This window comes from Aurantimicrobium minutum (genome assembly GCF_029893825.1).
GTDB lineage: Bacteria > Actinomycetota > Actinomycetes > Actinomycetales > Microbacteriaceae > Aurantimicrobium > Aurantimicrobium minutum_C.
The window spans coordinates 1,353,574-1,374,403 of record NZ_JARXXV010000001.1 but is presented as its reverse complement, the minus strand read 5'-3'; the positions used below and the strand labels follow the sequence as shown (position 1 = coordinate 1,374,403).

The window sequence follows — 20,830 nt, the reverse complement described above, 5'->3', positions numbered from 1 at the left end:
GTGGCAACGGCCAAAGAGTTCACCGAGGACGTCCTCGACGCTTTCGGCGCCCGCAACGTTCGGGTGAAACCCATGTTCGGCGAATACGGCATCTACTGTGACGACAAGTTTGTCGGAGTGATCTGTGACAACACTCTCTTCCTGAAACCCACAACCCCTGGTGAAGAATTTGCTGCCGGAATAGAAAAGGGTTCCCCCTATCCCGGTGCCAAGGAGCACCTCATCGTCCCGGTCGAGAGGTTCTCAGACACCGAGTGGATGCATGAACTACTTGATCTCACCTGGGCTGCCTTGCCTGTTCCCAAACCAAAGAAGAAGCCATGACCGAAACACCACACCCAGATTCCGTTGAACGATTCCGTGCCGCCCTCACAGAGTATGGTGCATCCGGTGACGTTGTGCGCCTAGACGACAATGCTCACACTGCCCAAGCCGCAGCAGAAGGCCTCGGCATTACTCGCGGTCAGATTGCAAACTCCCTGGTCTTTCTCGCCGATGGTGAGCCTGTGCTTGTGATGAGTTCTGGTGGTCACCGCGTAGACACCGACAAGGTTTCTGCTGCATTTGGCGGTAAGAAGATCACCAAGGCCAACGCGGACGATGTCCGCGCAGCAACGGGATACGTCATTGGCGGCGTCTCCCCCGTGGGGCTGGCAACAGAATTACCCACCCTGGTTGATAACGCTTTGGCGGAATACGACACTGTGTGGTCTGCCGGTGGTCACCCTGCGTATGTCTACCAAACAACTTTTAGTGAATTGGTGCGAATGACCGGTGGAACACCCGCCGACATCGGAGAGTAGTTACTTACCCGATTCGGTTCCGTGCACTGCAAAAACGTCAATAGCTTCGAGCTCTTCAGGTTCAAACTCTGGGCCGTGAATAGCAGCCAAGTTGTCCTCGAGCTGCTTCACCGAGGAAGCGCCAATCAACGCTGAGGTCACACCTGGGTTGCGCAAAGTCCATAGCAGTGCCATCTGAGCGAGCGTCTGGCCGCGGGCCTCGGCAATAGTCGTGAGTCCGCGGACGCGCTCGAGATAGGTGTCAGAAATGCTCGAGGACTTGAGGTGTTCACCCAGTGCAGCGCGGGAATCCTTGGGGATGCCCTTGAGATAGCGATCGGTGAGCAAACCCTGAGCTAGAGGCGAGAAGACGATGCACCCGGCACCAATTTCGTCCAGCGTGTAGAAGAGCCCTGAGCGCTCAATCGTGCGGTCAAACATTGAGTAACGAGGCTGGTGAATCAGCAGAGGAACACCCAGGCGATCAAGTTCCTTCTTTGCTGCGAGAGTCTGCTCGGGAGTGTAGGAAGAGATGCCCACATAGAGCGCTTTACCCTGCTGCACGATGGAAGCCAGTGCGCCCATGGTTTCTTCAATAGGAGTGTTGGGGTCGGGTCGGTGCGAGTAGAAGATGTCGACGTAGTCGAGTCCCATGCGAGTGAGGCTTTGGTCTAAAGACGAGATCAAGTACTTGCGTGACCCCCACTCTCCGTAAGGACCGTCCCACATGAAATACCCCGCCTTGGATGAGATCACCATCTCATCGCGGTAGGGCTTGAAGTCTGACGCAAGGACCTCGCCGAAGTGCGACTCGGCAGAACCGGCAGGAATGCCGTAGTTGTTGGCCAAGTCAAAGTGGGTCACGCCCAGGTCAAAAGCTCGACGCAGAATCTGCTTCTGGTATTTGAGCGAGCCTTCATCACCGAAGTTGTGCCACAAACCCAATGAAATCTCTGGCAGTTTCAGACCAGAATGTCCGCTTCGGCGGTAGTTCATGATGTCGTAGCGGGTGGACGCTGCTTCGTATGCCACGAGTTCTCCTATTGCAGTGATGAGGTGAGTCGAGCTAATCCGTCTAGAACGGTTGAACGCAATGGTTGCTTCTTCCACTCTTCAAGAGTGAGTGCTCGGGACATGCTGCGGTAGGCATCTTCCACGTCACGCATCTGTTGGACGAAGCTTGCACCACGAACCATGAGTGAGACTTCAAGGTTGAGTGAGAAGGAACGCATGTCCATGTTGGAGGAACCAATCACGGCAACTTCGTCATCAATAGACATGTGCTTGGAGTGCAAGATGGTGGGTGCTTTGTAGAGCCAGATCACAACACCGGCACGAAGCAGAGCCTCGTAGTAGGAACGCTGTGCGTGGTAAACCAGTGCCTGGTCACCAATCTCAGAGACGAATAGTTCTACTCGAACACCGCGCTGGCAGGCAGACGTGATGGCATACATCAGCGACTCGTCTGGCACGAAGTAAGGCGAAGTGATGATGATCTTCTCTTGTGCTGAATACATCAAGGTCAAGAACAAGCGCAGGTTGTTCTCGGAAGCAAAGCCAGGTCCTGAAGGCACAATCTGGCAGTCAAGGGTTTTGTCTTCGTGGTAGGCCTCAATGAGTTCTGCTTCACGGGTGAGAAGAACATCGGTTTCTGAATACCAGTCGGTAATGAAGATGGCGTTAAGTCCGGCCACGATGGGGCCTTGCAGGCGGACCATCGCGTCCTTCCAGTGCAGGCCACGCTTGAGGTTCGACTTCTTGAGATAGCTGGAGTCAATGAGGTTTTGTGAACCCATCCAACCGATGTTGCCGTCGATGATGACGAGCTTGCGGTGGTTGCGCAGATCGGGGCGCTCATACTTTCCCTGCAAGGGCAGGAAGGGAAGCATGAGGTGCCAGTCGACACCAATGGCAGTCAAACGCTTCTTTGTCTTGCGGTAGCCCACGGTGCGCATGGCAGCAACGTGATCAAAGAGCACACGCACTTCAACACCGCGTGCAACTGCTCGCTCCATTGCCTGGAATACCGGTTCGGTCACTGAGTCTGAAGAAAGAATGTAGAACTCGACGTGAACGAAGTTCTTGGCCTTTTCGATATCTGCTGCGATATCGATGATGTTCTTCTCGTAGTCAATCTGCATGTGGGCAGAGTTGCCACCCACGAGAGGCATTGCACCCAGGGTGCGATTGAGCTCGACTACGCGGTCCAGCCATGCAGGCCATGTCTTTCCGTGTTCGACCTTGTCGATGCCTTCGGTGGAGTCAATGATGAACTGGTTGATTTCCCGTTGACGGCGGCGACGCTTACGACCTAATCGTGGACTGCCAATCAGCAGGAAGAGAATCACACCGATATAGGGGATAAAGAAAATGGCCAGGAGCCAACCCAGTGCTGACGAAGGTCGACGGTTACGTGGCACCACAATGATGGCAACAACACGGATGACGAAGTCCACCGCGAGGGCGAAGATCGTGAGCCAGAGTGAGAACTCAGTCTGATTCATGACTTATCTGCCTTGGGAAGACCACGCTTCTCGCGTTCTTCGGCTTCCATCCGGGCATAGGTTTCACGCTCGGTGCGGTCAGAACGAAGGATGGAGCGAATAATGAGCCAGAACAGCAAACCAAGCAACACGGTCGGGGTGACCGACCAGAGTGCATTGAGCCAGAAGTTGTCCATAGTGGTCAGACTACCGAAGGAACCTGATTACTTAACCAGTGGGAAGAGGATGGTCTCGCGAATACCCAAGCCAGTAATGGCCATAAGCAGGCGGTCCATACCCATACCCATACCGCCGGCAGGGGGCATGGCGTGCTCGAGCGCCTTGAGGAAGTCTTCGTCCAGACGCATAGCTTCAACATCGCCCTTGGCGCTCAGTGCTGCCTGCTGAACAAAACGCTCACGCTGAATAACAGGGTCATTGAGTTCGGAGTAACCGGTGGCGAGTTCGAAGCCACGCACATACAGGTCCCACTTCTCCACCACACCAGGAATGGAACGGTGTTCCTTCACCAGCGGGCTGGTCTCAACGGGGAAGTCCATCACGAAGGTGGGGCGAGTGAGGCCATCCTTGACGAAGTGTTCCCACAGTTCTTCCACGAGCTTGCCGTGATTAGAGAGGTGAACTTCAACACCTTCTTTGGCGGCGAGCTTCTGAAGCTCTGCCACGGAGGTCTCAGGAGTAATTTCGATGCCGCATGCTTCAGCCAGAGAGTGATACATGCTGATGCGATCCCACTGACCACCCAGATCAAACTCGGTGCCATCTGCCCAGGTGACCACGTGGCTGCCAGCAACAGCGAGCGCTGCATCTTGGATGAGCTTCTGGGTGAGATCGGCGATGGAGTTGTAGTCGCCATATGCTTCGTACGCTTCCAGCATGGCGAACTCAGGCGAGTGCGTGCTGTCGGCACCCTCATTGCGGAAGTTGCGGTTGATTTCGAAGACGCGCTCGATACCACCAACCAGTGCTCGCTTGAGGTAGAGCTCAGGAGCAATACGCAGGAAGAGTTCCATATCGAAGGCATTGGAGTGCGTGACGAAGGGGCGTGCTGATGCACCACCGTGCATAACCTGCAGCATGGGAGTCTCCACCTCAATGAAGTCGAGCGAGGTGAAGGTGCTGCGCAGGGATGCCATGGTCTTTGCGCGAGCAAAGACGTTGTGGCGTGCCTGCTCACGAACAATGAGGTCGAGGTAACGGGCACGAACACGTGTTTCTTCGTTGAGCTCGTTGTGCATGTTGGGCAGGGGAAGAACGGCCTTCGAGGCCATCTTCCACTCTTTCACCATGATCGAGAGTTCACCGCGGCGGCTGGAGATCACTTCACCCGAGACGAAGATGTGGTCACCCAGGTCGACGAGGTCCTTCCAGAGTTCAAGGTTCTCTTCTCCGACTTCTGCCAGAGAAACCATGGCCTGAATGCGCGAACCATCACCTGACTGCAAGCTGGCAAAGCAGAGCTTGCCAGTGTTGCGCAGGTGAACAATACGACCGGCAAGTCCCACGGTCACACCGGTGGTGGCATCTGCTTCGAGACCATCAAAGCGTTGACGAACTGCAGGAATAGTGTCCGTGATGGGCAGAGCAACGGGATAGGCCTGAAGACCTAGCTCGTTGAGGCGATCACGCTTGGCCAGACGGACAGCCTTCTGCTCGCTGACTTCGGCGTCGGTCAGTTCGGGCTCGGGTGCTGTGTTCTCACTCATGCGTGGAGTCTTTCAAGGTTTTCGGTGTCAATAAGTCGCGTAGTTCCCACCACTGCGGCAACCACAACAGTGGCAGGGCCCTGATAGTCATTACTGACTGGCTGGAAGGTGGTGGGATCGACAATGTCGAGATAATCAAGTCTAACCAGCGGATACTGCTCAAAAACTTCTCTTCCCACTTCCCGCAGTTCACCCGCAGGTGAGTGCAGTGCGTGCCGGGCAACGGCAAGTAGAGCGTGGGGCAATGCTAGTGCTGCAGCGCGCTCCTCTTCGGAGAGGTAGCGATTACGACTCGAGAGCGCTAGACCGTCCACTTCACGAATAGTCTCGATGACCTCAAAGCGGATAGGCAGGCCGTCCTGATGGATCATGTTTCTGATTAAGAACACCTGCTGAGCATCCTTTTGGCCAAAGACAACAACCTCAGGTTTCACAATGTCGAAAAGCCTCGCCACCACGGTGAGCACGCCATCAAAGTGTCCTGGGCGGCTTGCCCCTTCGAAGTTCTCACCCACAACACCTGCGTGCTTGGCAGGTACTGGCTCACCGCCGATGCGCTCGGGATAGACCTCATTCACATCTGGAGCGAAGACGAAGTCTGCTTTTCCTGCGAGCGCGGCAACATCTGCGTCGAGGGTTCGGGGGTAGCGATCAAAATCTTCACCAGCACCAAATTGCAGAGGGTTCACAAAGATTGACACAATCACCACATCTGCCAGCTCACGAGCGCGGTCAACCAGAGCGAGGTGTCCTGCGTGTAAAGCACCCATGGTGGGAACCAACGCCACCGTCCTACCCTGCTCACTGAGTTGATGTCTCAGTGTTGCCACCTCCGAAGCGGTGTGAAGAACGTGAGGTAGTGCCATGTCTAGTCCTCGAGTCCGTTAAATCCCAGACGTGACGCATCGCCAGCTTGGCCTAACGCATTGTCGACAGCGGAGCGAATGAGCGGAGCAACAATGCGACCAGGTCGATCAATGCCCATCTCGGCAAGAATGTTGGTTGCTTGGTCCACGATGGCGGCAGAGAACTGTGACGCAGTGGCAATGGCCTCCGCATATCCCGGACGCTGCGCTTCGGTGATCACGATTGGCTCACCACCCATTTCCACGGCGAGTGCTTGACCAATCGGAAGGACGGGAGTGGGAGCGGTGACAGCGATATAAGAATCGGCAAGACGGGCAATATCCATGCTCGTGCCGGTGAAAGACATTGCCGGGTGAAGTGCCAACGGGATGACACCTGAAGCAGTAGCAGGAGCCAAGACATCCACTCCGTATGCAGCAGAGGTGTGCACCACAATCTGACCTGGTTGCCACACCCCAGCAGTGGCGAGTCCAGTGATCAAACCGGGAAGTTCGTCATCTGGAACAGCGATGAGCACCAGCTCACTGCGTTCCACGATGACGGGAACATCTAATACCGGAACATCCGGCAGGATTGCCTGAGCACGTTCTTTGCTCTGTTCAGAAATGGCAGAAATGCCCACAAGTGCATGTCCAGCACCGGCGAGAGCAGCACCCAGAACGGGTCCGACCTTGCCTGCGCCAATGATGCCGATGCCGAGTCGGCCATCACGCTGTTGGTTCACTGGCCACCTCCTTATCGGACTTATCCATGTCTTCTGGAGGGAGAACACACAGCCATTCCGCGATCAAACCTGCGGTGATCAACACAGCTGCTGATATGAGTTGGGCAATGACGTTTGTCAGGATTGCTCCGTTGGGTGCAATGGGTCTGCCCAGCAGATACACCAGCACTCCAGCACCGAGACCCAAGAGCAATGCCCCGGCAAAGCTGGAAGCTTTTGCCAGTGCCAACACACGGGCGGCATAGAACGCATCAATGGGTTCTTTGCGCTTACCGGTAACTTTGCGACGAATGGGGATAGCTAACAACACCACGGCAACGGCAACCACAATCAGGGTGATGGCCAGGGTGACCGGGGGAACATAAATGAACCCACCACGCGATTGAACGATGAGCTCGAGAAGATAGGCGGTGACAGCACCGAGTAAAAAGAGGCCGATCAGGGGTGCTGGAGTTGTGCGCTTCATGTCACTGCCTCGAAACGGTGCAGTTCATGACGCAGTCCTTCTGCCAAGTCAGCGATAGCTCCGTAGGGGGCAACAACAGCCGTTGGCTGAACGTCATGCCAGGGAACGACAACGAAGGAACGCTCGAATGCGCGAGGGTGAGGAATGGTGAGGTTTTCGGTCTCCATCTGAACACCATCCATCCAGATGATGTCGAGATCGAGAGTGCGGTCTCCCCAGCGTTCGTGACGTTCACGACCATGGTCTTGTTCAATACCCGCAAGCTCAGCAAGCAATGCTTCAGGTGGCAGATCCGTGTTGATCAAAGCAACCGCGTTGAGATATTCGGGTGCATCGAGATCAACACCATCAAGCTTCACGGCAGCTGATTCATAAAGCGGTGACATGGACAGCAAAACCGTTCCACCTAAGTCGCCGATCTCCCTGGCTGCCTCAGCAATGGTTGCTTCTCGGTCGCCTAAGTTGGCACCGAAAGCGATGATGGCGTTGCGGCGTGGAGCATCCATCAGCGGTTTCGCTCAATCGTGACGGCAACATCAGCGAACTCAACACTGATCGGGGCTTGGGGTTTGTGAACGGTCACTTCCACCCGCTGCACGGCAGCATGGGCCAGCACAACCTGTGCCACACGTTCAGCAACGGTCTCAATCAAATCAACCGGGTCGCTGGCCACTGCCGCGACTACTTCTTCGGCTAGTTCGCCGTAGTGAACTGTGTTGTTGAGGTCGTCACTGAGTGCGGCAGGAGAAAGATCCAGCCAGGCGGTGACATCGATGACAAAGAGTTGCCCATTGGCACGCTCAAAATCAAACACTCCATGATTGGCCTGAACGCGCAGGCCGGTCAGAGTAATGCGGTCGTTAGTCACGAGCGCCCTTATTCCATGACTCCAACACACGAAGTGCGCCTGCGGTGCGGGCAACATCGTGAACACGAACTGCCCAGACCCCTGCTTGGGCGGCGAGCACGCTCACCGCAACACTGGCCGAGTCACGATCTTCGATCGTGGCGTTTTCAGGAAGCAACGCGGCCAAGAAACGCTTGCGCGATGCACCGATCAACAATGGGAAACCCAACTCTTTGAGTTCATCCAGACGACCCAGCATCTGCCAGTTGTGTTCAGAGTTTTTAGCAAACCCCAGGCCTGGATCCAGGATGAGCTTTTCTGGCTTCATACCTTCAGCAAGAAGAGCCTCGACTCGTTCGCTCAGTTCGCGAGTGATGTCGGTGGGAGCATCTTTATAGAGAGCTCTGTTATCCATGTCCACCGAGTGACCACGCCAGTGACTGGCGATGAAGGTGGCATCTGACTGCGCAACAACCTTCGGCATAAAGAAATCAGCGAGACCGCCGGAGACATCATTGACGTATTGAGCTCCACGCTCAATGGCGAGGATTGCGGTTGCCGCATTCATCGTGTCAATACTCACTACTGCACCGGCACGCACTAACGACCCGATGACGGGAAGCACACGCAGCTGCTCTTCTTCGACCGAAACACGTTGTGCACCTGGGCGAGTGGATTCACCACCGATGTCGATGATGTCAGCACCCTGCTCAACCATGGCCATGCCGTGCTTAACCGCAGCATCTGTATTGAGGTATTTACCTCCGTCACTAAAGGAGTCTTCAGTGACGTTGAGGATGCCCATGATCTTGGTGCGGTGCTCAGCCATGGCGCTCATCTCCTGAGGCAGCGCCAATGAGCATCATGATTTCAGCACGTGCAGCTGGCTGGGAGAGTTCTCCGCGAGAGGCAATCGTGATGGTGCGGGCATTAGTTTGCTCCACGCCGCGAGCTGCCACACACTGGTGTCGAGCTTCAATCACGACCAGCACACCGCGAGGGTCAAGGCCTTCAACCAAAGCGTCTGCGATTTGCTCCGTCAAGCTCTCCTGCATTTGTGGTCTGGCGGCAAGCGTGTTGACCACGCGAGGCAATTTGCCTAAGCCCACCACACGGTCACCTGGGAGATAAGCAATGTGAGCAACACCTAGGAAGGGCAGCAGGTGGTGTTCACACATCGACCGAACGGTGAGGTCGGTCACGACGACCGCATCAGAGAGTTGGTCGATGGGAACACTCTCCCGCAGATGCTCGAGGGGGTCCTCCCCCACGCCTGCAAAGAATTCAGAGTAGGCCTGCGCAACGCGTTCCGAGGTCGTCGAGAACTGAGCCTTCGTCGGATCTTCACCAATAGCGTGAAGAAGTTCGACGACGGCCGCCTCAATTCGAGCCCGGTCCACAGCCATGACTATGCCTTGGTTGCTGGCTTCTTTGCAGCGGGCTTAGCAGCTGCCTTGGCAGGTGCTTTCTTCGCTACAGGCTTCTTGACAACGGGCTTCTTCTCATCAGGTTGGGCTGCTGCCTTCTTGGCAGGAACCTTGACCGGAGGAAGCTTCGAGACAGGGCGCTCGTTACTTGAGAGCCACTGCTTACGTAAGGGAAGCTTCTTCACGTCCTTGAAGATTTCTTCCAGCTGGTTGTGGTCGAGAGTTTCCTTCTCCAACAGTTCAGTGGCGAGGCGGTCAAGAACCTTGCGGTTCGAGTTGAGTACCTTCCACGCTTCGTTGTGAGCGTTCTCGATGAGTGCACGGATTTCTTTATCCACGTGCTCGGCCATCTGCTCGGAGTAATCGCGCTGGTGACCCATGTCACGACCGAGGAACATTTCACCGGAAGCGCCACCGAGCTTGACCGAGCCCACAGTAGAGCTCATGCCGTATTCGGTGACCATCTTGCGAGCAATGTTGGTTGCCTTCTCAATGTCATTCGATGCGCCAGTAGTGGGGTCGTGGAACACGATCTCTTCAGCAACGCGGCCACCCATTGCATAGGTGAGCTGGTCGAGAAGTTCGTTGCGGGTGACCGAGTACTTATCTTCCAGTGGGAGCACCATGGTGTAACCCAGGGCACGGCCACGAGGAAGAATGGTGACCTTAGTCACGGGGTCAGAGAAGTTCATTGCCGCTGCAGCAAGTGCGTGACCACCTTCGTGATACGCGGTGATGAGCTTTTCCTGATCCTTCATGACCCGACTACGACGCTGAGGACCGGCAATGACGCGGTCGATGGCTTCGTCTAAAGCACGGTTGTCTATGAGCTGTGCGTTAGAACGTGCGGTCAACAGTGCAGCTTCGTTGAGCACGTTTGCCAGATCAGCACCGGTAAAGCCGGGAGTCTTGCGTGCAACAACTTCAAGATCCACGTTCGAGGCCATGGGCTTGCCCTTGGCGTGAACTTCCAGAATCTTCTTACGGCCTTCGAGATCTGGCGCGTCAACACCAATCTGGCGGTCAAAACGACCTGGGCGCAATAGTGCAGGGTCCAGGATGTCTGGGCGGTTAGTGGCGGCAATCAAGATCACGTTGGTCTTGACGTCGAAGCCATCCATCTCCACCAGCATCTGGTTGAGGGTCTGCTCACGCTCATCGTGGCCACCACCCATACCTGCACCACGGTGACGGCCAACGGCATCGATTTCATCGATGAAGATGATTGCAGGAGAGTTCTGCTTGGCCTGGTCGAACAGGTCACGAACACGGCTGGCACCGACACCAACAAACATTTCTACGAAGTCAGAACCAGAAATGGAGTAGAAGGGGACACCTGCTTCGCCAGCGACAGCACGTGCCAGTAACGTCTTACCGGTTCCGGGAGGGCCATAGAGCAGAACACCCTTGGGGATGCGGGCGCCCACAGCAAGGAAGCGCTCAGGCTCCTTGAGGAAGTCCACGATTTCAGAAAGCTCTTCAACAGCTTCGTTTGCTCCGGCAACGTCAACAAACGTGACCGTGGGAGTTTCCTTTGTGACGAGCTTGGCCTTGGACTTACCAAACTGCATCACGCCACGGCCACCACCTTGCATGGAGGAGAGCATGAACCAGAAGAAAGCACCGATCAGAATAACGGGCAGGAAGACTCCCAGCATGCTGAGGAACCAGTTCTCCTTGGGCACCTCATCGTTGAAGCCATCGGTGAGTTTGGAGTCGTTAACCGCATCCACAACCTGAACACCGCGAGGAGCGACATAGAAGAACTGCACGTCTGTGCCGTACTTGTCATCGGCCTTCTTGAGCTTGAGGTCAACGCGCTGCTCAACGTCAACAATGGTTGCGCTCGCAACCTTGTTCTCTTTGAGGAAGGTGAGGCCATCGTCAGTGCTGACGGCTTGGAAGCCGGTCATCGAGATGAGAGATGAGCCCACCCACACAGCAATCACCGCGACGATGATGTAGAGCAGGGGACCGCGCAGAAGGTTCTTCATTTTCATGGTCTTCTCAGGGTATCGGTCGGAGCACTATGCCCGCTGGGTGTTTGCCGAGGGCGGAATGGGTAAACCCCGCCTCAGAGTTATGCGTGTGGGTCTTCTCCGCCGTAAACGTGGGGAGCAAGTACTGCCAGACCGCGCACGTTGCGGTAGTCCTCGTTGTAGTCCAGGCCATAGCCGATGACGAATGCGGGAGGAATGTCGAAGCCGACATACTTCACATCAACCGGTTCTTTGATTGCTTCAGGCTTGCGGAACATTGCCACGACCTCGATGGATGCTGGTCCACGAGACTCCAGGTTTCCCATCAACCAGTTCAGGGTGAGGCCAGAGTCAATAATGTCTTCCACGATCAGCACGTGACGTCCTGCAATTTCAGCGTCAAGGTCTTTGACGATGCGCACAACACCGGATGACTTGGTGCTGGAGCCATAGGAAGACACCGCCATGAAGTCGATGTGTGCATGGAACTTCAGTTCACGAACCAGATCAGTGAGCACCATCACAGCGCCCTTGAGCACGGCAATGATGAGAACGTCCTTGCCCTCGTAATCACGCTCGATTTCGCGAGCCAACTCAGCTAGCCGGTTCTGAATCTGCTCTTCGGTGAACAGGGTTTCAGTGATGTCGGATTCGACGTCGCGCAACTCCATGCGTGAGTTCCTTTGGTTCTGGTGAGGCTACGCCTCGGTGGGTGTGGACGTGGATGCAGTGAAGACAATCTGTGCACCCTGTCGCTCAACTCTAATACCGGGAACGTGGAGTTCGGACTGTCCATGCCAGTTCGTAATCAAGCGAGCAATCGAGTTGGTGTGGATCGAGCTCAACGACGAGTCAAAAACCTCGAGGGCAACCTTGCGAATGACCCGATTAAGAATGGCCTGGGGCAGCCCATCCATCACAGAAACATCGAGCATTGCTCGCGCCGGCACAGTCCCTTCACCTGGCATGGGAGTGAAAATAGAGGGCAGCACTTCGGAAGCCAAGGCATCCAGAACGACGGTGTCTTGCTTCAGTTGTTCCGCCGTGCGGGCAAGCGCCTCGGCAACGCCGGGGCCCAGCTGGTCTTCCAGCAACGGCATGACGTCTCGCCTGATTCGAACACGGGTGTATCGAGAGTCCTCATTGTGGGGATCATTCCAAGCAGATAGTCCCTGGTCTTCACAGGCAGCCACAGTTTGTGCGCGTCGAATCCCTAGAAGCGGCCGGCGGTAGATTCCGTTGATTTCACTCATCCCGGCCATGCTGGTGGGGCCAGAGCCTCTGGTCAGACCTAGAAGTACTGTCTCTGCTTGATCGTCGAGTGTGTGCCCCAGCAGAACAGCAACCGCACCGAGCTCTGTTGCTGCATCTTCAAGTGCGGCATACCGCGCGGTGCGGGCATCTGCCTCAGGTCCGGAACTCCCCTCAACTTTCACTCTGCGGATAAGTACTGGGTCGAGTCCTAACTCGCGAGCCAGGTCTGCGGCCGCCTGAGCAACAGCATCCGAGCCTGCCTGCAGACCATGATCCACAATCACTGCACCGGCCAGAAGCCCCGCCTTAGGGGCTTCAAAGGCAAGACCAGCAGCCAATGCAAGGGAATCTGGGCCGCCGCTTAACGCCACCAAGACAATCGCATCAGAGGAGAGGTCGGCGAGGTTCTCGCGCACGGCACGACGAACGTCGGCCATAGCTGGCGTGAGTCGGGGACGTTCGGTCATCATCAAGTAACCTTATGAGGTATTCATCTCAACCGTGAAGGAGCGCCGCGTGGCTGCTTACGACGTCGTCATTGAAATTCCCAAGGGAAGCCGTAACAAGTATGAAGTTGACCACGAAACTGGTCGTGTCTACTTGGACCGCGTGCTGTTCACCACTTTCGTTTACCCCACCGACTACGGCTACTTCGAGAACACTCTCGGCCTCGATGGTGACCCCGTCGACGCACTAGTACTTCTTGAGTACCCCGTGTTCCCTGGCGTTGGTGTGAAGGTTCGCCCCGTCGGCGTTCTCAACATGAGCGACGAAGCTGGATCAGATGCCAAGGTCATCTGTGTTCCAGCTAAGGATCCTCGCTGGGCACACATCCAGGACATCTCAGATGTTCCTGAGCAGACCAAGAACGAGATTGACCACTTCTTCAAACGTTACAAGGACCTCGAGCCTGGCAAGTTTGTCAACGTTGAAGGTTGGGGCAATGCCGCAGAAGCTGAGCAGATTGTTGTTGACGGTTTCGCTCGTCTCAAGGCAGAAGGTCACTAAGACCTCACAAACCAGATAAGGAACCCCCGCTCTCGTGAGCGGGGGTTCCTTTGTTAAGTCTGGATTATCCCAGTGGTGCTCCACGGTCAGCCATGAAGGGCTCAGGGTCAATACCGTTGAAGGCAGGGCTGTCGTGAACTTCGAAGTGAACGTGGCAGCCGGTTGCAAGACCAGTGGCACCCACACGAGCAATCATCTGACCAGGTGCAACCGTGTCTCCGTAGCCCACTTCAAAACCATCTGGTGTCACGTGACCGTAACGAGTACGGATACCGCCACCGTGATTGATTTCAACCATGTAGCCATAACCGCCACCAATCGCACCGGCATAAGTCACACGACCACCGGATGCTGCATAGATGGGTGAACCACACGGTGCCGCAAGGTCGGTTGCGTTGTGGAAGGAACCAGTCCAACCCACACCTGGAATGTAGAAGTTATCGCGAGGACCCCACGTACTTGAGATGTATCCGTTAGGAACGGGGTGGGTCCAGCCAGCGCCAGAGACTGAGATGCCGCGGGCAGCAGCTTCCGCTGCAGCACGCTCGGCAGCAATACGTGCCGCCTCAGCAACACCAGCTTCGTAACCAGCAACAGTTGCAGAGGTGGTGTCCTGTAGCGCAGCAAGTTGAGCCTGCATGATCATGTTCTGGTTTTCGCTCTCGGCCAGCTTTGCTTGAGCAGCTTCCTGCGCAGCGGTAGCAGCGTTGAATGCTTCTTCCGCCTTGGCGCGAAGTTCGTCACGAGCCTTGAGGGCAACCTTGGCCTGCTTGGTCAACGACTCAGCTTCATTTTGTGCTGTTTGTGCAGAGGCATAGATGGCATTGGAGCGCTCTGCGAGCTTGCTCATGTTGCCAAGCTTGCTCAGCAGCTTGTCAGCACCGTCGGAAGATTTCTCCATCAACAAGTTCATGCTGAGATCACTACCGCCTGAACGATAGAGCTGTGCGGCAAGGCGGCCGGCCTGTGCTGCAGCAGCGTCTGCCTGTTCTTGACTCTTCTGTGCTTGAGCTTCGAGATTGCCTGCGGTTTGTTCGGCAGCACCGAATTTCTCCATGGCAACGCCGTACTCTTCACCCTTCTTCGTTGCTTCTGCAACGGCGGCATCAACTTCAACTTGGAGGGAAGCAATCAGACCCTGAATCTTGGCAATCTGTGCAGACTTAGCCGACTCATTTGCGCGAGCATTCTCAACATCTGCCCACGAGGGGTAATCAGTTGCCGAGGCGGACTGCGAGACAACAACGCCAGAAATTAAACCGGCAACGGCAATAGCTGCGACAGCTAAAAATGCACGCGAACGGCGAAGCTTCACCACGGACGCCAGAGGCGTTTCCTCAGTGTTTTTCATGCGAATCTCCTGTTGCGTGTAGGCACGGTCTCTTCGACAGTAACAAGCGAACTTGGAGAAAGCTGGGAAGGCTCTCCGAACCTGTGGATACCTCGATTAGCGCAGCACCGATTTATTGTCTATGCTTGACTCTCGGTAGCTGCTTCAGTCTGCTTCCCGGCCCCATCGTTTAGCGGCCTAGGACTCCGCCCTTTCACGGCGGCAACACGGGTTCGAATCCCGTTGGGGTCACCAGGATATAGACTGAAAAAGTTACCAAGTAAGGCCCTGTAGCGCAGTTGGTTAGCGCGCCGCCCTGTCACGGCGGAGGTCGCGGGTTCAAGTCCCGTCAGGGTCGCGGATGCCCTTCTTCGGAAGGGTTTTTCATCTAAGCGGCTAGTTTGCTTAGGGCTCTGTAGCTCAGTTGGTAGAGCGCACGACTGAAAATCGTGAGGTCACGGGATCGACGCCCGTCGGAGCCACCATCAAAAACCCTTGTGATTACAAGGGTTTTGTTGTTTTATCCCAGGGCTTACAAACCGTTGTGTGCATACACTGCATAGATTTACCCACAGAGAACCAGCACACACAATCTGAATTAGTGATGTATTTTCCTGCAATTTGCTTTTCGGATACCGCGTGGCAAGTCGAGTTACTCTCACTTAAGTCAAACTTGTTCTCAAAAGACAGTGATGAGAACTATTGTGAAATTACCCCTGTTTACATTGAGCATTCTGGGGAGGGCTGGGGGAGCCATCACTTTGCTTGCTCCTCTTGAGAATCTGGTACTGAACATATGCATGTGCGACTCACCAAGGTAATAACTGGTCTGGGTGCTATATCTGCTCTGTGTTTGCTAGGTGTAGCTACGCCTGCAATCGCAGCTCCCGCACCGGCTTGCGCACCAACTGTCTACACAAGTGGCTCTAATTACTGTTCTTTGTCAGCTGGCCAGACAATAACCTTTGTCATGAAGGCCGGTAACGGAGGTCGTGGTGGTGATGGCGGTATGGGCGGTATGGGCACTTCTACAGCCGGGGGTATGGGCGGAATCGGAGGGGCTGGCGGAACAGGTGGGTCTGGGGGTTCGGGAGCAAAATCTAGTTTCACTTACACAAATTCAACCGGATCGACAATCACCCTGAGATTTAATATCGGCGTTGATGGTTCGCCAGGAACATCAGGTGTAACTGGCGGTATAGCTTCACCTGGGGGAAACGGGGGCAATGGCGGGGATGGCACAGAAACCGCAGTTCTTGCGGGGTTGACCCCCGTTTCACAGACCAGTCCAGGTTTAGGTGGCCTTGGCGGTACGGGGGGAAGTCCAGGCACAGCTGGAACTAGTATTGGTGGTTTCCCTATGAACGGTATGCCTGGCGCAGCGGGCGTCAATGGTTCCTCAGGAACTGATGGAATTGGTGGAACATTGTCAACCAGCGCCGCAGAGAGTCCCTATGCGGAAATCACTCTGGTTTCCTCAGCAAACGTTTCGGGAGCACCAGTTACAAACGACGAATCAGATGCCCTTGCTGTAACTGGAATTGAACAGGATTCATTGCTTCGAACAGTTATTTGTGCAGCGGTTTCACTACTAGCGGGCTGGGCTCTACTTCGCCGCGGGCAAAGCAATCGTTAGTTTCACAGGCACATTCCTCACAGGACCCCTGTCAAACAGGGGTCCTGTTGCTTTATTTTGCTTCTGCAATCACGTTGAGTTCCTTGCGCAAATTGGGACAACACCCAACAGCGCAGAAACTCGGCCATGGCCCTAATGGCGACAGCGCCTGAGGGGAGTCGCCGTTCATTCGCTCCAAAATGAGATCTGCTATGCAGTCAACAAAAGCAGGACTGCGCCCAGGTGTAGTGACACGGGCAAAATATAACCCCAACCCTGAGGCAGTTTCCTGTGCTTCATTATCAAGATCCCATATGACTTCAACATGGTCGCTGACGAAGCCAATGGGGACAACGATGACGCCTTTCTTACCCACCTCATGGGCATCACGAATTGCGTCGTTAACGTCAGGCTCGAGCCACGGAACCTGCGGAGAACCACTTCGTGACTGATAGACGAGCTGCCAGCAAAGAGGAGAAATAGCTAAATCCGCGTGAACCTTATCCATCACAATTTCTGCTGCAGCAAGGTGTTGAGCCGCGTAGGCCCCCCCGGGCTGTTGAAACGTTTCTCGCAATGAGGGCGGCCCACTAGTTTCACCCATGGCATTAGGTATCGAGTGCGTGGCAAACATGACTTCGATTTCCGAGGAATCTAGTCCGCTGCTAAGCATTGCCTTCATCTTGCTTTCAAGATCCTCAATGACAGGCTGGAGAAAACCTGGGTGGTCAAAGTAGTGGCGAACTTTGTCGATCACCATTTTGCCGACCAGATCATTTTCAGCAAGCGCTTGGTAGAGGTTTTCTCGGTATTGCCTACACCCGGAGTAGGAAGAATATGCGCTCGTCACCCACGCAAGAACACGACGGTGACCACTGTCATACATTTCCTTGACAACGTCAGCGAAGAAGGGAGCGCTGTTGCGGTTTCCCCAATAAATCGGAATATCGATACCGCGTTCAGGGAATCTTTCTTTCATCGCAGCTAGGAGTGCGCGGTTTTGTTCATTAATTGGGCTCACACCTCCTAGAGCGAGGTAATGGTGAGATACCTCTTCCAGCCTTTCGCGCGGAACACCGCGACCTGCAGTGACGCGCTCGAGATAAGGCATCACTTCATCTGGTGCTTCAGGTCCGCCAAATGAGGTGAGGAGAATCGCGTCATAGGTCATGAGAAGTTCTCTGCAATCTGTGAGAGGTCAATGTTTCGGCCGGTGAAGAAAGGGACTTCCTCCCGGACGTGCATTCGGGCTTTGGTGTATCGAAGGTCACGCATCATGTCAACAATTTCGTGGAGCTCTTCAGATTCAAGAGCCAACAGCCACTCGTAATCCCCCAGAGCGAAGGAGGCTACCGTGCTGGACGTGATGCCTTCGTATTTGTGACCCGCAACACCGTGTTCGACGAGCATCTCGCGACGTTCTTCTTCGGGAATGAGATACCAGTCGTAAGAGCGTACGAAGGGATACATGCATAACCATTTCTTTGCTTCCTTACCCAGCATGAAGCCGGGCACGTGAGTCCGATTGAACTCTGCCGGGCGGTGAAGTCCCATTCCAGACCAGGTGGATTCAAAGTGTTTGCCGAATGCCAGGCGGGAGAACTCTTTGAGAGCATCCTGAACTTCTTCTGCAGTGCTGGCATGAATCCACAACAGCAAGGCTGTATCGCCACGAAACCCTCGAATGTCGTATGTTCCACGCAGGGTGATGTCTCGGTCAGTCAAGCTCGCAGACCATGCTTCGAACTCTGCTTGTGCAGTCTCCGGCAGAGTGACGGGACTCGTCATACGATATGCGGTCCAATTCGTGTAGCGAATGGTGTCGTTGATGGTGTCGAATTTTGTTTCAGTCACGGGGTCATCCTTTGGTAGTGATCACGAGTAATTCCAAGAAGTCCGTTTCCGGAAATGTAGGAACCGCACAGTTCGATACCGAGTTTCTGTGCAATATGAAGGAGTTGTGCTTGCTGTTCTGTGGCGGCAGTACTTGCTTGATAGAGCGAACCTGGCCAATGCTGAACAACCGCGCTGTGAATAGCCACGTCTTCAATTTGATAGAGCCGGGGTAAGTCTTTGTGCGCTAATGCAATGAGATCACCCTCAGGAAGAGCACCGTCGCGGCCGTAACTTAGGCGAATGAGATGGTGATGCTCCGGCAACACACTATTCACCCATGCCCACTTGGCGTTCACATGCGTTGATGCTTTGGCGGTCACGCCGCTGTGTTGAGTAATGAGTGCGCCACTACCGAGGGGAAAGGAATCCAATTGCGTAGATTCAACCAACAGAAGCACCAAAGCAACATCTACTGAATGTGACTCCAATGATTCGAGCTGAGGATCTCCATCTGAACTGTCAAGACGGGATAAAAGGTGAGCAGCAGTGCTGATTCCTGTCGCAATCGTCAAGTGGGTGCTGAAGAAGGATCCATCATTTGTTACTAAGCGCCACTGATCATTCTCCTGCTGGGCACTGGCAACTTCGTTGTTGAAGGAGAACAAGACCTGCTTGCTCTCCAAATAGCGATAGAGCTCGGCGACGAGAGTAAACATGCCGCCGGCAAGACTTGCCACGGCTGCTCCAGGTCGTGGCTGGGCGGCACGAATCTGTTGTGCTGCAGAACACAGAGAACCTGTTTCTCTCATCGCTCGCAGTAGGGCTGGAATAGTGGATTCGGCAGACAGAGTGTGCGCTGACGAACCGTGAACACCACTCAACAACGGATCAACTAATTTGTCGACAAACTCAGAACCCAGACGTGATTCGACCAGTTCCGCCACGGTCATTCCCTCGAGATCACCGACTGGTTGGGCATCTAAATGGCGAGCAGCTTCAAGTCCCTGCGTAGAAATGATCGAAGCCAGCTCGGGATCATCAAGTGAACTCGGTATTCCTAATACCCCGTGAGGAATGGGATAGCGAAGCGTGGGCGAGGCAACGATTCGCGCATCGGATCGTTGGGGGGAAACGATGTGATCGTTCAATCCCAATTCATTCAATAGTTGTAGGAAACTCTCACCAGTATTTGAAAACGCCTCTGCGCCAGCATCAATATCAATTCCACCAATTGTGATGGGGGCGATCAGGCCACCAGCACGTGATTCTTTCTCAAGAACGACAACCGTTTCACCACGAGAAGTTGCCCGAAGCGCCGCCAGTAAGCCGGAAATACCGGCACCAACGACGACCCGATCCACCTGAATCATGCTGTTGTGCGGTGAACGTATTCAGCGATTCGAGTGAGCACGTCAGGGTCTGTTTCGGGGGGAACGCCATGTCCCAGATTCACCACATGGCCTGGAGCATTCGCTCCCGAGGTAATAACCGCATCAATATGGTTCGCCAGCTCCTCCCAACTTGCCGACAACACATCTGTGGAAATGTTGCCTTGAAGAGGAACCTTGTTATTGAAAAGTGCTGAAGCTCGTTCCAGATCAGTGTTTGAGTCAATACCCATCACGGTTGCACCTGCTTCGTACATCGATTCCAGAAGAGGCTCTGTCCCTACGCCAAAATGAACCCGTGGAACGGTAACTCCGTCGCTATCAACCAAGTGGGATAGCTGTGCAAACAAACGTTCTGAATAGGGCTTGGCATATGTGTCATATTCTTCTGGACTCAAACGACCTGCCCAGCTATCAAATACCTGGAGTGCGCTCGCACCAGCAACAACCTGGGCAGAGATGAACTGTGCCGTGATATCTGCGCACCAGTTCAAAATCTGTGCCCACAACTGAGGTTGGTTTCGCATCATCTCTCTGGAATGTGGAAGTTCTTTCGATGGACCACCTTCGATGAGGTAAGAGGCAAGAGTGAAGGGGGCGCCACCAAACCCAATCAGTGGAGTTGAACCCAGTTCCTTCACAAGCATGTCTACAGCTGTGGTGATGGGAGCAAAAGCATCTGCATCAATGAGGCGCAACTTATTGGCAGCTGCTTGGGTGCGCACTGGAGATTCCAGCACAGGCCCAACTCCTGGCTTGATATCAACATCGAGGCCTGCAAGTTTGAGCGGGATCACAATATCTGAGAAGAAGATGGCCGCATCCACGCTATGGCGGCGAACAGGCTGCAAGGTGATCTCAACAACAAGTTCTGGAGTCAAGCAGCTATCGAGCATCGCAATGCCTTCGCGTAGCTTGCGATATTCAGGAAGAGACCGACCTGCTTGCCGCATAAACCACACTGGCAGTGGAGAAGTCCGTTGACCGCGCATGTTCAGCACCAAGAGAGACGCACTGGTCATGCCGGTGTTCAGTGGATGATCCGCAGGTAGTTTCACAGGCTTATTCTCTAGAGCAGTGTGTTGAGAGAAGCTGAC

At 54.7% G+C, this 20,830-nt stretch carries 23 protein-coding genes and 3 tRNA genes; 7 read left to right on the top strand and 19 right to left on the bottom strand.

Annotated features, from left to right (window positions below):
• Both M2120_RS06735 and M2120_RS06730 read left to right on the top strand, forming a co-directional pair.
• Window positions 1–324: a TfoX/Sxy family protein gene (locus tag M2120_RS06735; RefSeq protein WP_280797942.1), complete on the top strand. Its 324-nt coding sequence runs from the start codon at window positions 1–3 to the stop codon at window positions 322–324.
• Entirely contained in the window at window positions 321–803 is a 483-nt protein-coding gene (locus M2120_RS06730; protein WP_280797941.1) for a YbaK/EbsC family protein, read from the top strand. The genes M2120_RS06735 and M2120_RS06730 overlap by 4 nt, the downstream gene beginning before the upstream one ends.
• Here M2120_RS06730 and M2120_RS06725 read toward each other — a convergent pair whose 3' ends face one another.
• The 14 genes from M2120_RS06725 to tilS all read right to left on the bottom strand — a co-directional run bounded on the left by M2120_RS06725 (window position 804) and on the right by tilS (window position 13,026).
• Window positions 804–1,814 (bottom strand): aldo/keto reductase, encoded by a 1,011-nt coding sequence (locus M2120_RS06725; protein WP_280797940.1) that lies wholly within the window; start codon window positions 1,812–1,814, stop codon window positions 804–806.
• Window positions 1,815–1,822: 8 nt separating this feature from the next.
• The gene (gene cls, locus M2120_RS06720; protein WP_280797939.1) at window positions 1,823–3,286 is read right to left on the bottom strand and encodes a cardiolipin synthase; all 1,464 of its coding nucleotides are present in this window, start codon (window positions 3,284–3,286) and stop codon (window positions 1,823–1,825) included.
• Window positions 3,283–3,462 carry a hypothetical protein gene (locus M2120_RS06715; RefSeq protein ID WP_280797938.1) on the bottom strand — a complete coding sequence of 60 codons (180 nt, stop codon included), beginning with the start codon at window positions 3,460–3,462 and terminating at the stop codon, window positions 3,283–3,285. Before M2120_RS06715 ends, cls begins: the two co-directional genes overlap by 4 nt.
• A 27-nt stretch (window positions 3,463–3,489) precedes the next feature.
• Window positions 3,490–4,992 carry a lysine--tRNA ligase gene (gene lysS / locus M2120_RS06710; protein ID WP_280797937.1) on the bottom strand — a complete coding sequence of 501 codons (1,503 nt, stop codon included), beginning with the start codon at window positions 4,990–4,992 and terminating at the stop codon, window positions 3,490–3,492.
• Window positions 4,989–5,858, bottom strand: a complete 870-nt coding sequence (gene panC / locus M2120_RS06705) for a pantoate--beta-alanine ligase (RefSeq protein WP_280797936.1) — start codon at window positions 5,856–5,858, stop codon at window positions 4,989–4,991. Before panC ends, lysS begins: the two co-directional genes overlap by 4 nt.
• A gap of 2 nt (window positions 5,859–5,860) precedes the next feature.
• Window positions 5,861–6,583, bottom strand: coding sequence for a Rossmann-like and DUF2520 domain-containing protein (locus M2120_RS06700; protein WP_280797935.1), 723 nt, complete (start codon window positions 6,581–6,583; stop codon window positions 5,861–5,863).
• Window positions 6,567–7,049 (bottom strand): DUF3180 domain-containing protein, encoded by a 483-nt coding sequence (locus tag M2120_RS06695; protein WP_280797934.1) that lies wholly within the window; start codon window positions 7,047–7,049, stop codon window positions 6,567–6,569. Before M2120_RS06695 ends, M2120_RS06700 begins: the two co-directional genes overlap by 17 nt.
• Window positions 7,046–7,555, bottom strand: coding sequence for a 2-amino-4-hydroxy-6-hydroxymethyldihydropteridine diphosphokinase (gene folK / locus M2120_RS06690; protein ID WP_280797933.1), 510 nt, complete (start codon window positions 7,553–7,555; stop codon window positions 7,046–7,048). The genes M2120_RS06695 and folK overlap by 4 nt, the downstream gene beginning before the upstream one ends.
• Window positions 7,555–7,917 carry a dihydroneopterin aldolase gene (gene folB / locus M2120_RS06685; protein WP_280797932.1) on the bottom strand — a complete coding sequence of 121 codons (363 nt, stop codon included), beginning with the start codon at window positions 7,915–7,917 and terminating at the stop codon, window positions 7,555–7,557. The genes folK and folB overlap by 1 nt, the downstream gene beginning before the upstream one ends.
• Window positions 7,910–8,725, bottom strand: coding sequence for a dihydropteroate synthase (gene folP, locus M2120_RS06680; RefSeq protein ID WP_280797931.1), 816 nt, complete (start codon window positions 8,723–8,725; stop codon window positions 7,910–7,912). Before folP ends, folB begins: the two co-directional genes overlap by 8 nt.
• A complete protein-coding gene (folE, locus tag M2120_RS06675; RefSeq protein WP_280797930.1) occupies window positions 8,718–9,302 on the bottom strand; it encodes a GTP cyclohydrolase I in 585 nt (194 codons plus the stop codon). The genes folP and folE overlap by 8 nt, the downstream gene beginning before the upstream one ends.
• A gap of 2 nt (window positions 9,303–9,304) precedes the next feature.
• Window positions 9,305–11,323: an ATP-dependent zinc metalloprotease FtsH gene (ftsH, locus tag M2120_RS06670; protein WP_280797929.1), complete on the bottom strand. Its 2,019-nt coding sequence runs from the start codon at window positions 11,321–11,323 to the stop codon at window positions 9,305–9,307.
• 80 nt (window positions 11,324–11,403) lie between these two features.
• Complete coding sequence (gene hpt / locus M2120_RS06665; RefSeq protein WP_280797928.1) at window positions 11,404–11,973, bottom strand: hypoxanthine phosphoribosyltransferase; 570 nt, start codon at window positions 11,971–11,973, stop codon at window positions 11,404–11,406.
• A gap of 27 nt (window positions 11,974–12,000) precedes the next feature.
• Window positions 12,001–13,026 (bottom strand): tRNA lysidine(34) synthetase TilS, encoded by a 1,026-nt coding sequence (tilS, locus tag M2120_RS06660; protein WP_280797927.1) that lies wholly within the window; start codon window positions 13,024–13,026, stop codon window positions 12,001–12,003.
• A gap of 46 nt (window positions 13,027–13,072) precedes the next feature.
• On the opposite strand from tilS, the gene M2120_RS06655 reads away from it, so the two are divergent.
• On the top strand, window positions 13,073–13,564 hold the full coding sequence (locus tag M2120_RS06655) for an inorganic diphosphatase (RefSeq protein WP_280797926.1): 492 nt from the start codon (window positions 13,073–13,075) through the stop codon (window positions 13,562–13,564).
• 64 nt (window positions 13,565–13,628) lie between these two features.
• Here M2120_RS06655 and M2120_RS06650 read toward each other — a convergent pair whose 3' ends face one another.
• Complete coding sequence (locus M2120_RS06650) at window positions 13,629–14,915, bottom strand: M23 family metallopeptidase (RefSeq protein ID WP_280797925.1); 1,287 nt, start codon at window positions 14,913–14,915, stop codon at window positions 13,629–13,631.
• Window positions 14,916–15,073: 158 nt separating this feature from the next.
• Between M2120_RS06650 and M2120_RS06645 the strand changes: the two genes are divergently transcribed.
• The 4 genes from M2120_RS06645 to M2120_RS06630 all read left to right on the top strand — a co-directional run bounded on the left by M2120_RS06645 (window position 15,074) and on the right by M2120_RS06630 (window position 16,530).
• Window positions 15,074–15,149 (top strand) — tRNA-Glu (locus M2120_RS06645).
• Between the two features lie 29 nt (window positions 15,150–15,178).
• Window positions 15,179–15,252 (top strand) — tRNA-Asp (locus tag M2120_RS06640).
• 51 nt (window positions 15,253–15,303) lie between these two features.
• Window positions 15,304–15,379: transfer RNA gene (locus M2120_RS06635), tRNA-Phe, on the top strand.
• Window positions 15,380–15,864: 485 nt separating this feature from the next.
• Window positions 15,865–16,530 (top strand): hypothetical protein, encoded by a 666-nt coding sequence (locus tag M2120_RS06630; protein ID WP_280797924.1) that lies wholly within the window; start codon window positions 15,865–15,867, stop codon window positions 16,528–16,530.
• Between the two features lie 52 nt (window positions 16,531–16,582).
• On the opposite strand, the gene M2120_RS06625 is transcribed toward M2120_RS06630, so the two are convergent.
• Genes M2120_RS06625 through hemE form a run of 4 tightly spaced genes read right to left on the bottom strand, consistent with a single transcriptional unit; the run spans window position 16,583 to window position 20,791 of the window.
• Window positions 16,583–17,680, bottom strand: a complete 1,098-nt coding sequence (locus M2120_RS06625) for a ferrochelatase (protein ID WP_280797923.1) — start codon at window positions 17,678–17,680, stop codon at window positions 16,583–16,585.
• On the bottom strand, window positions 17,677–18,363 hold the full coding sequence (hemQ, locus tag M2120_RS06620) for a hydrogen peroxide-dependent heme synthase (RefSeq protein ID WP_280797922.1): 687 nt from the start codon (window positions 18,361–18,363) through the stop codon (window positions 17,677–17,679). Before hemQ ends, M2120_RS06625 begins: the two co-directional genes overlap by 4 nt.
• On the bottom strand, window positions 18,360–19,706 hold the full coding sequence (hemG, locus tag M2120_RS06615) for a protoporphyrinogen oxidase (RefSeq protein ID WP_280797921.1): 1,347 nt from the start codon (window positions 19,704–19,706) through the stop codon (window positions 18,360–18,362). The genes hemQ and hemG overlap by 4 nt, the downstream gene beginning before the upstream one ends.
• Before the next feature lie 5 nt (window positions 19,707–19,711).
• Window positions 19,712–20,791, bottom strand: a complete 1,080-nt coding sequence (hemE, locus tag M2120_RS06610) for a uroporphyrinogen decarboxylase (RefSeq protein ID WP_280797920.1) — start codon at window positions 20,789–20,791, stop codon at window positions 19,712–19,714.
• Window positions 20,792–20,830 lie beyond the last annotated feature (39 nt).

Bases quoted from the DNA above. Each gene is read 5' to 3' on its own strand.
- M2120_RS06730 (WP_280797941.1), top strand. From the start codon at position 321: ATGACCGAAACACCACACCCAGATTCCGTTGAACGATTCCGTGCCGCC.
- cls (WP_280797939.1), bottom strand. From the start codon at position 3,286: ATGAATCAGACTGAGTTCTCACTCTGGCTCACGATCTTCGCCCTCGCG.
- M2120_RS06715 (WP_280797938.1), bottom strand. From the start codon at position 3,462: ATGGACAACTTCTGGCTCAATGCACTCTGGTCGGTCACCCCGACCGTG.
- lysS (WP_280797937.1), bottom strand. From the start codon at position 4,992: ATGAGTGAGAACACAGCACCCGAGCCCGAACTGACCGACGCCGAAGTC.
- panC (WP_280797936.1), bottom strand. From the start codon at position 5,858: ATGGCACTACCTCACGTTCTTCACACCGCTTCGGAGGTGGCAACACTG.
- M2120_RS06695 (WP_280797934.1), bottom strand. From the start codon at position 7,049: ATGAAGCGCACAACTCCAGCACCCCTGATCGGCCTCTTTTTACTCGGT.
- folK (WP_280797933.1), bottom strand. From the start codon at position 7,555: ATGGATGCTCCACGCCGCAACGCCATCATCGCTTTCGGTGCCAACTTA.
- folP (WP_280797931.1), bottom strand. From the start codon at position 8,725: ATGGCTGAGCACCGCACCAAGATCATGGGCATCCTCAACGTCACTGAA.
- folE (WP_280797930.1), bottom strand. From the start codon at position 9,302: ATGGCTGTGGACCGGGCTCGAATTGAGGCGGCCGTCGTCGAACTTCTT.
- ftsH (WP_280797929.1), bottom strand. From the start codon at position 11,323: ATGAAAATGAAGAACCTTCTGCGCGGTCCCCTGCTCTACATCATCGTC.
- hpt (WP_280797928.1), bottom strand. From the start codon at position 11,973: ATGGAGTTGCGCGACGTCGAATCCGACATCACTGAAACCCTGTTCACC.
- tilS (WP_280797927.1), bottom strand. From the start codon at position 13,026: ATGATGACCGAACGTCCCCGACTCACGCCAGCTATGGCCGACGTTCGT.
- M2120_RS06650 (WP_280797925.1), bottom strand. From the start codon at position 14,915: ATGAAAAACACTGAGGAAACGCCTCTGGCGTCCGTGGTGAAGCTTCGC.
- M2120_RS06630 (WP_280797924.1), top strand. From the start codon at position 15,865: ATGAAGGCCGGTAACGGAGGTCGTGGTGGTGATGGCGGTATGGGCGGT.
- M2120_RS06625 (WP_280797923.1), bottom strand. From the start codon at position 17,680: ATGACCTATGACGCGATTCTCCTCACCTCATTTGGCGGACCTGAAGCA.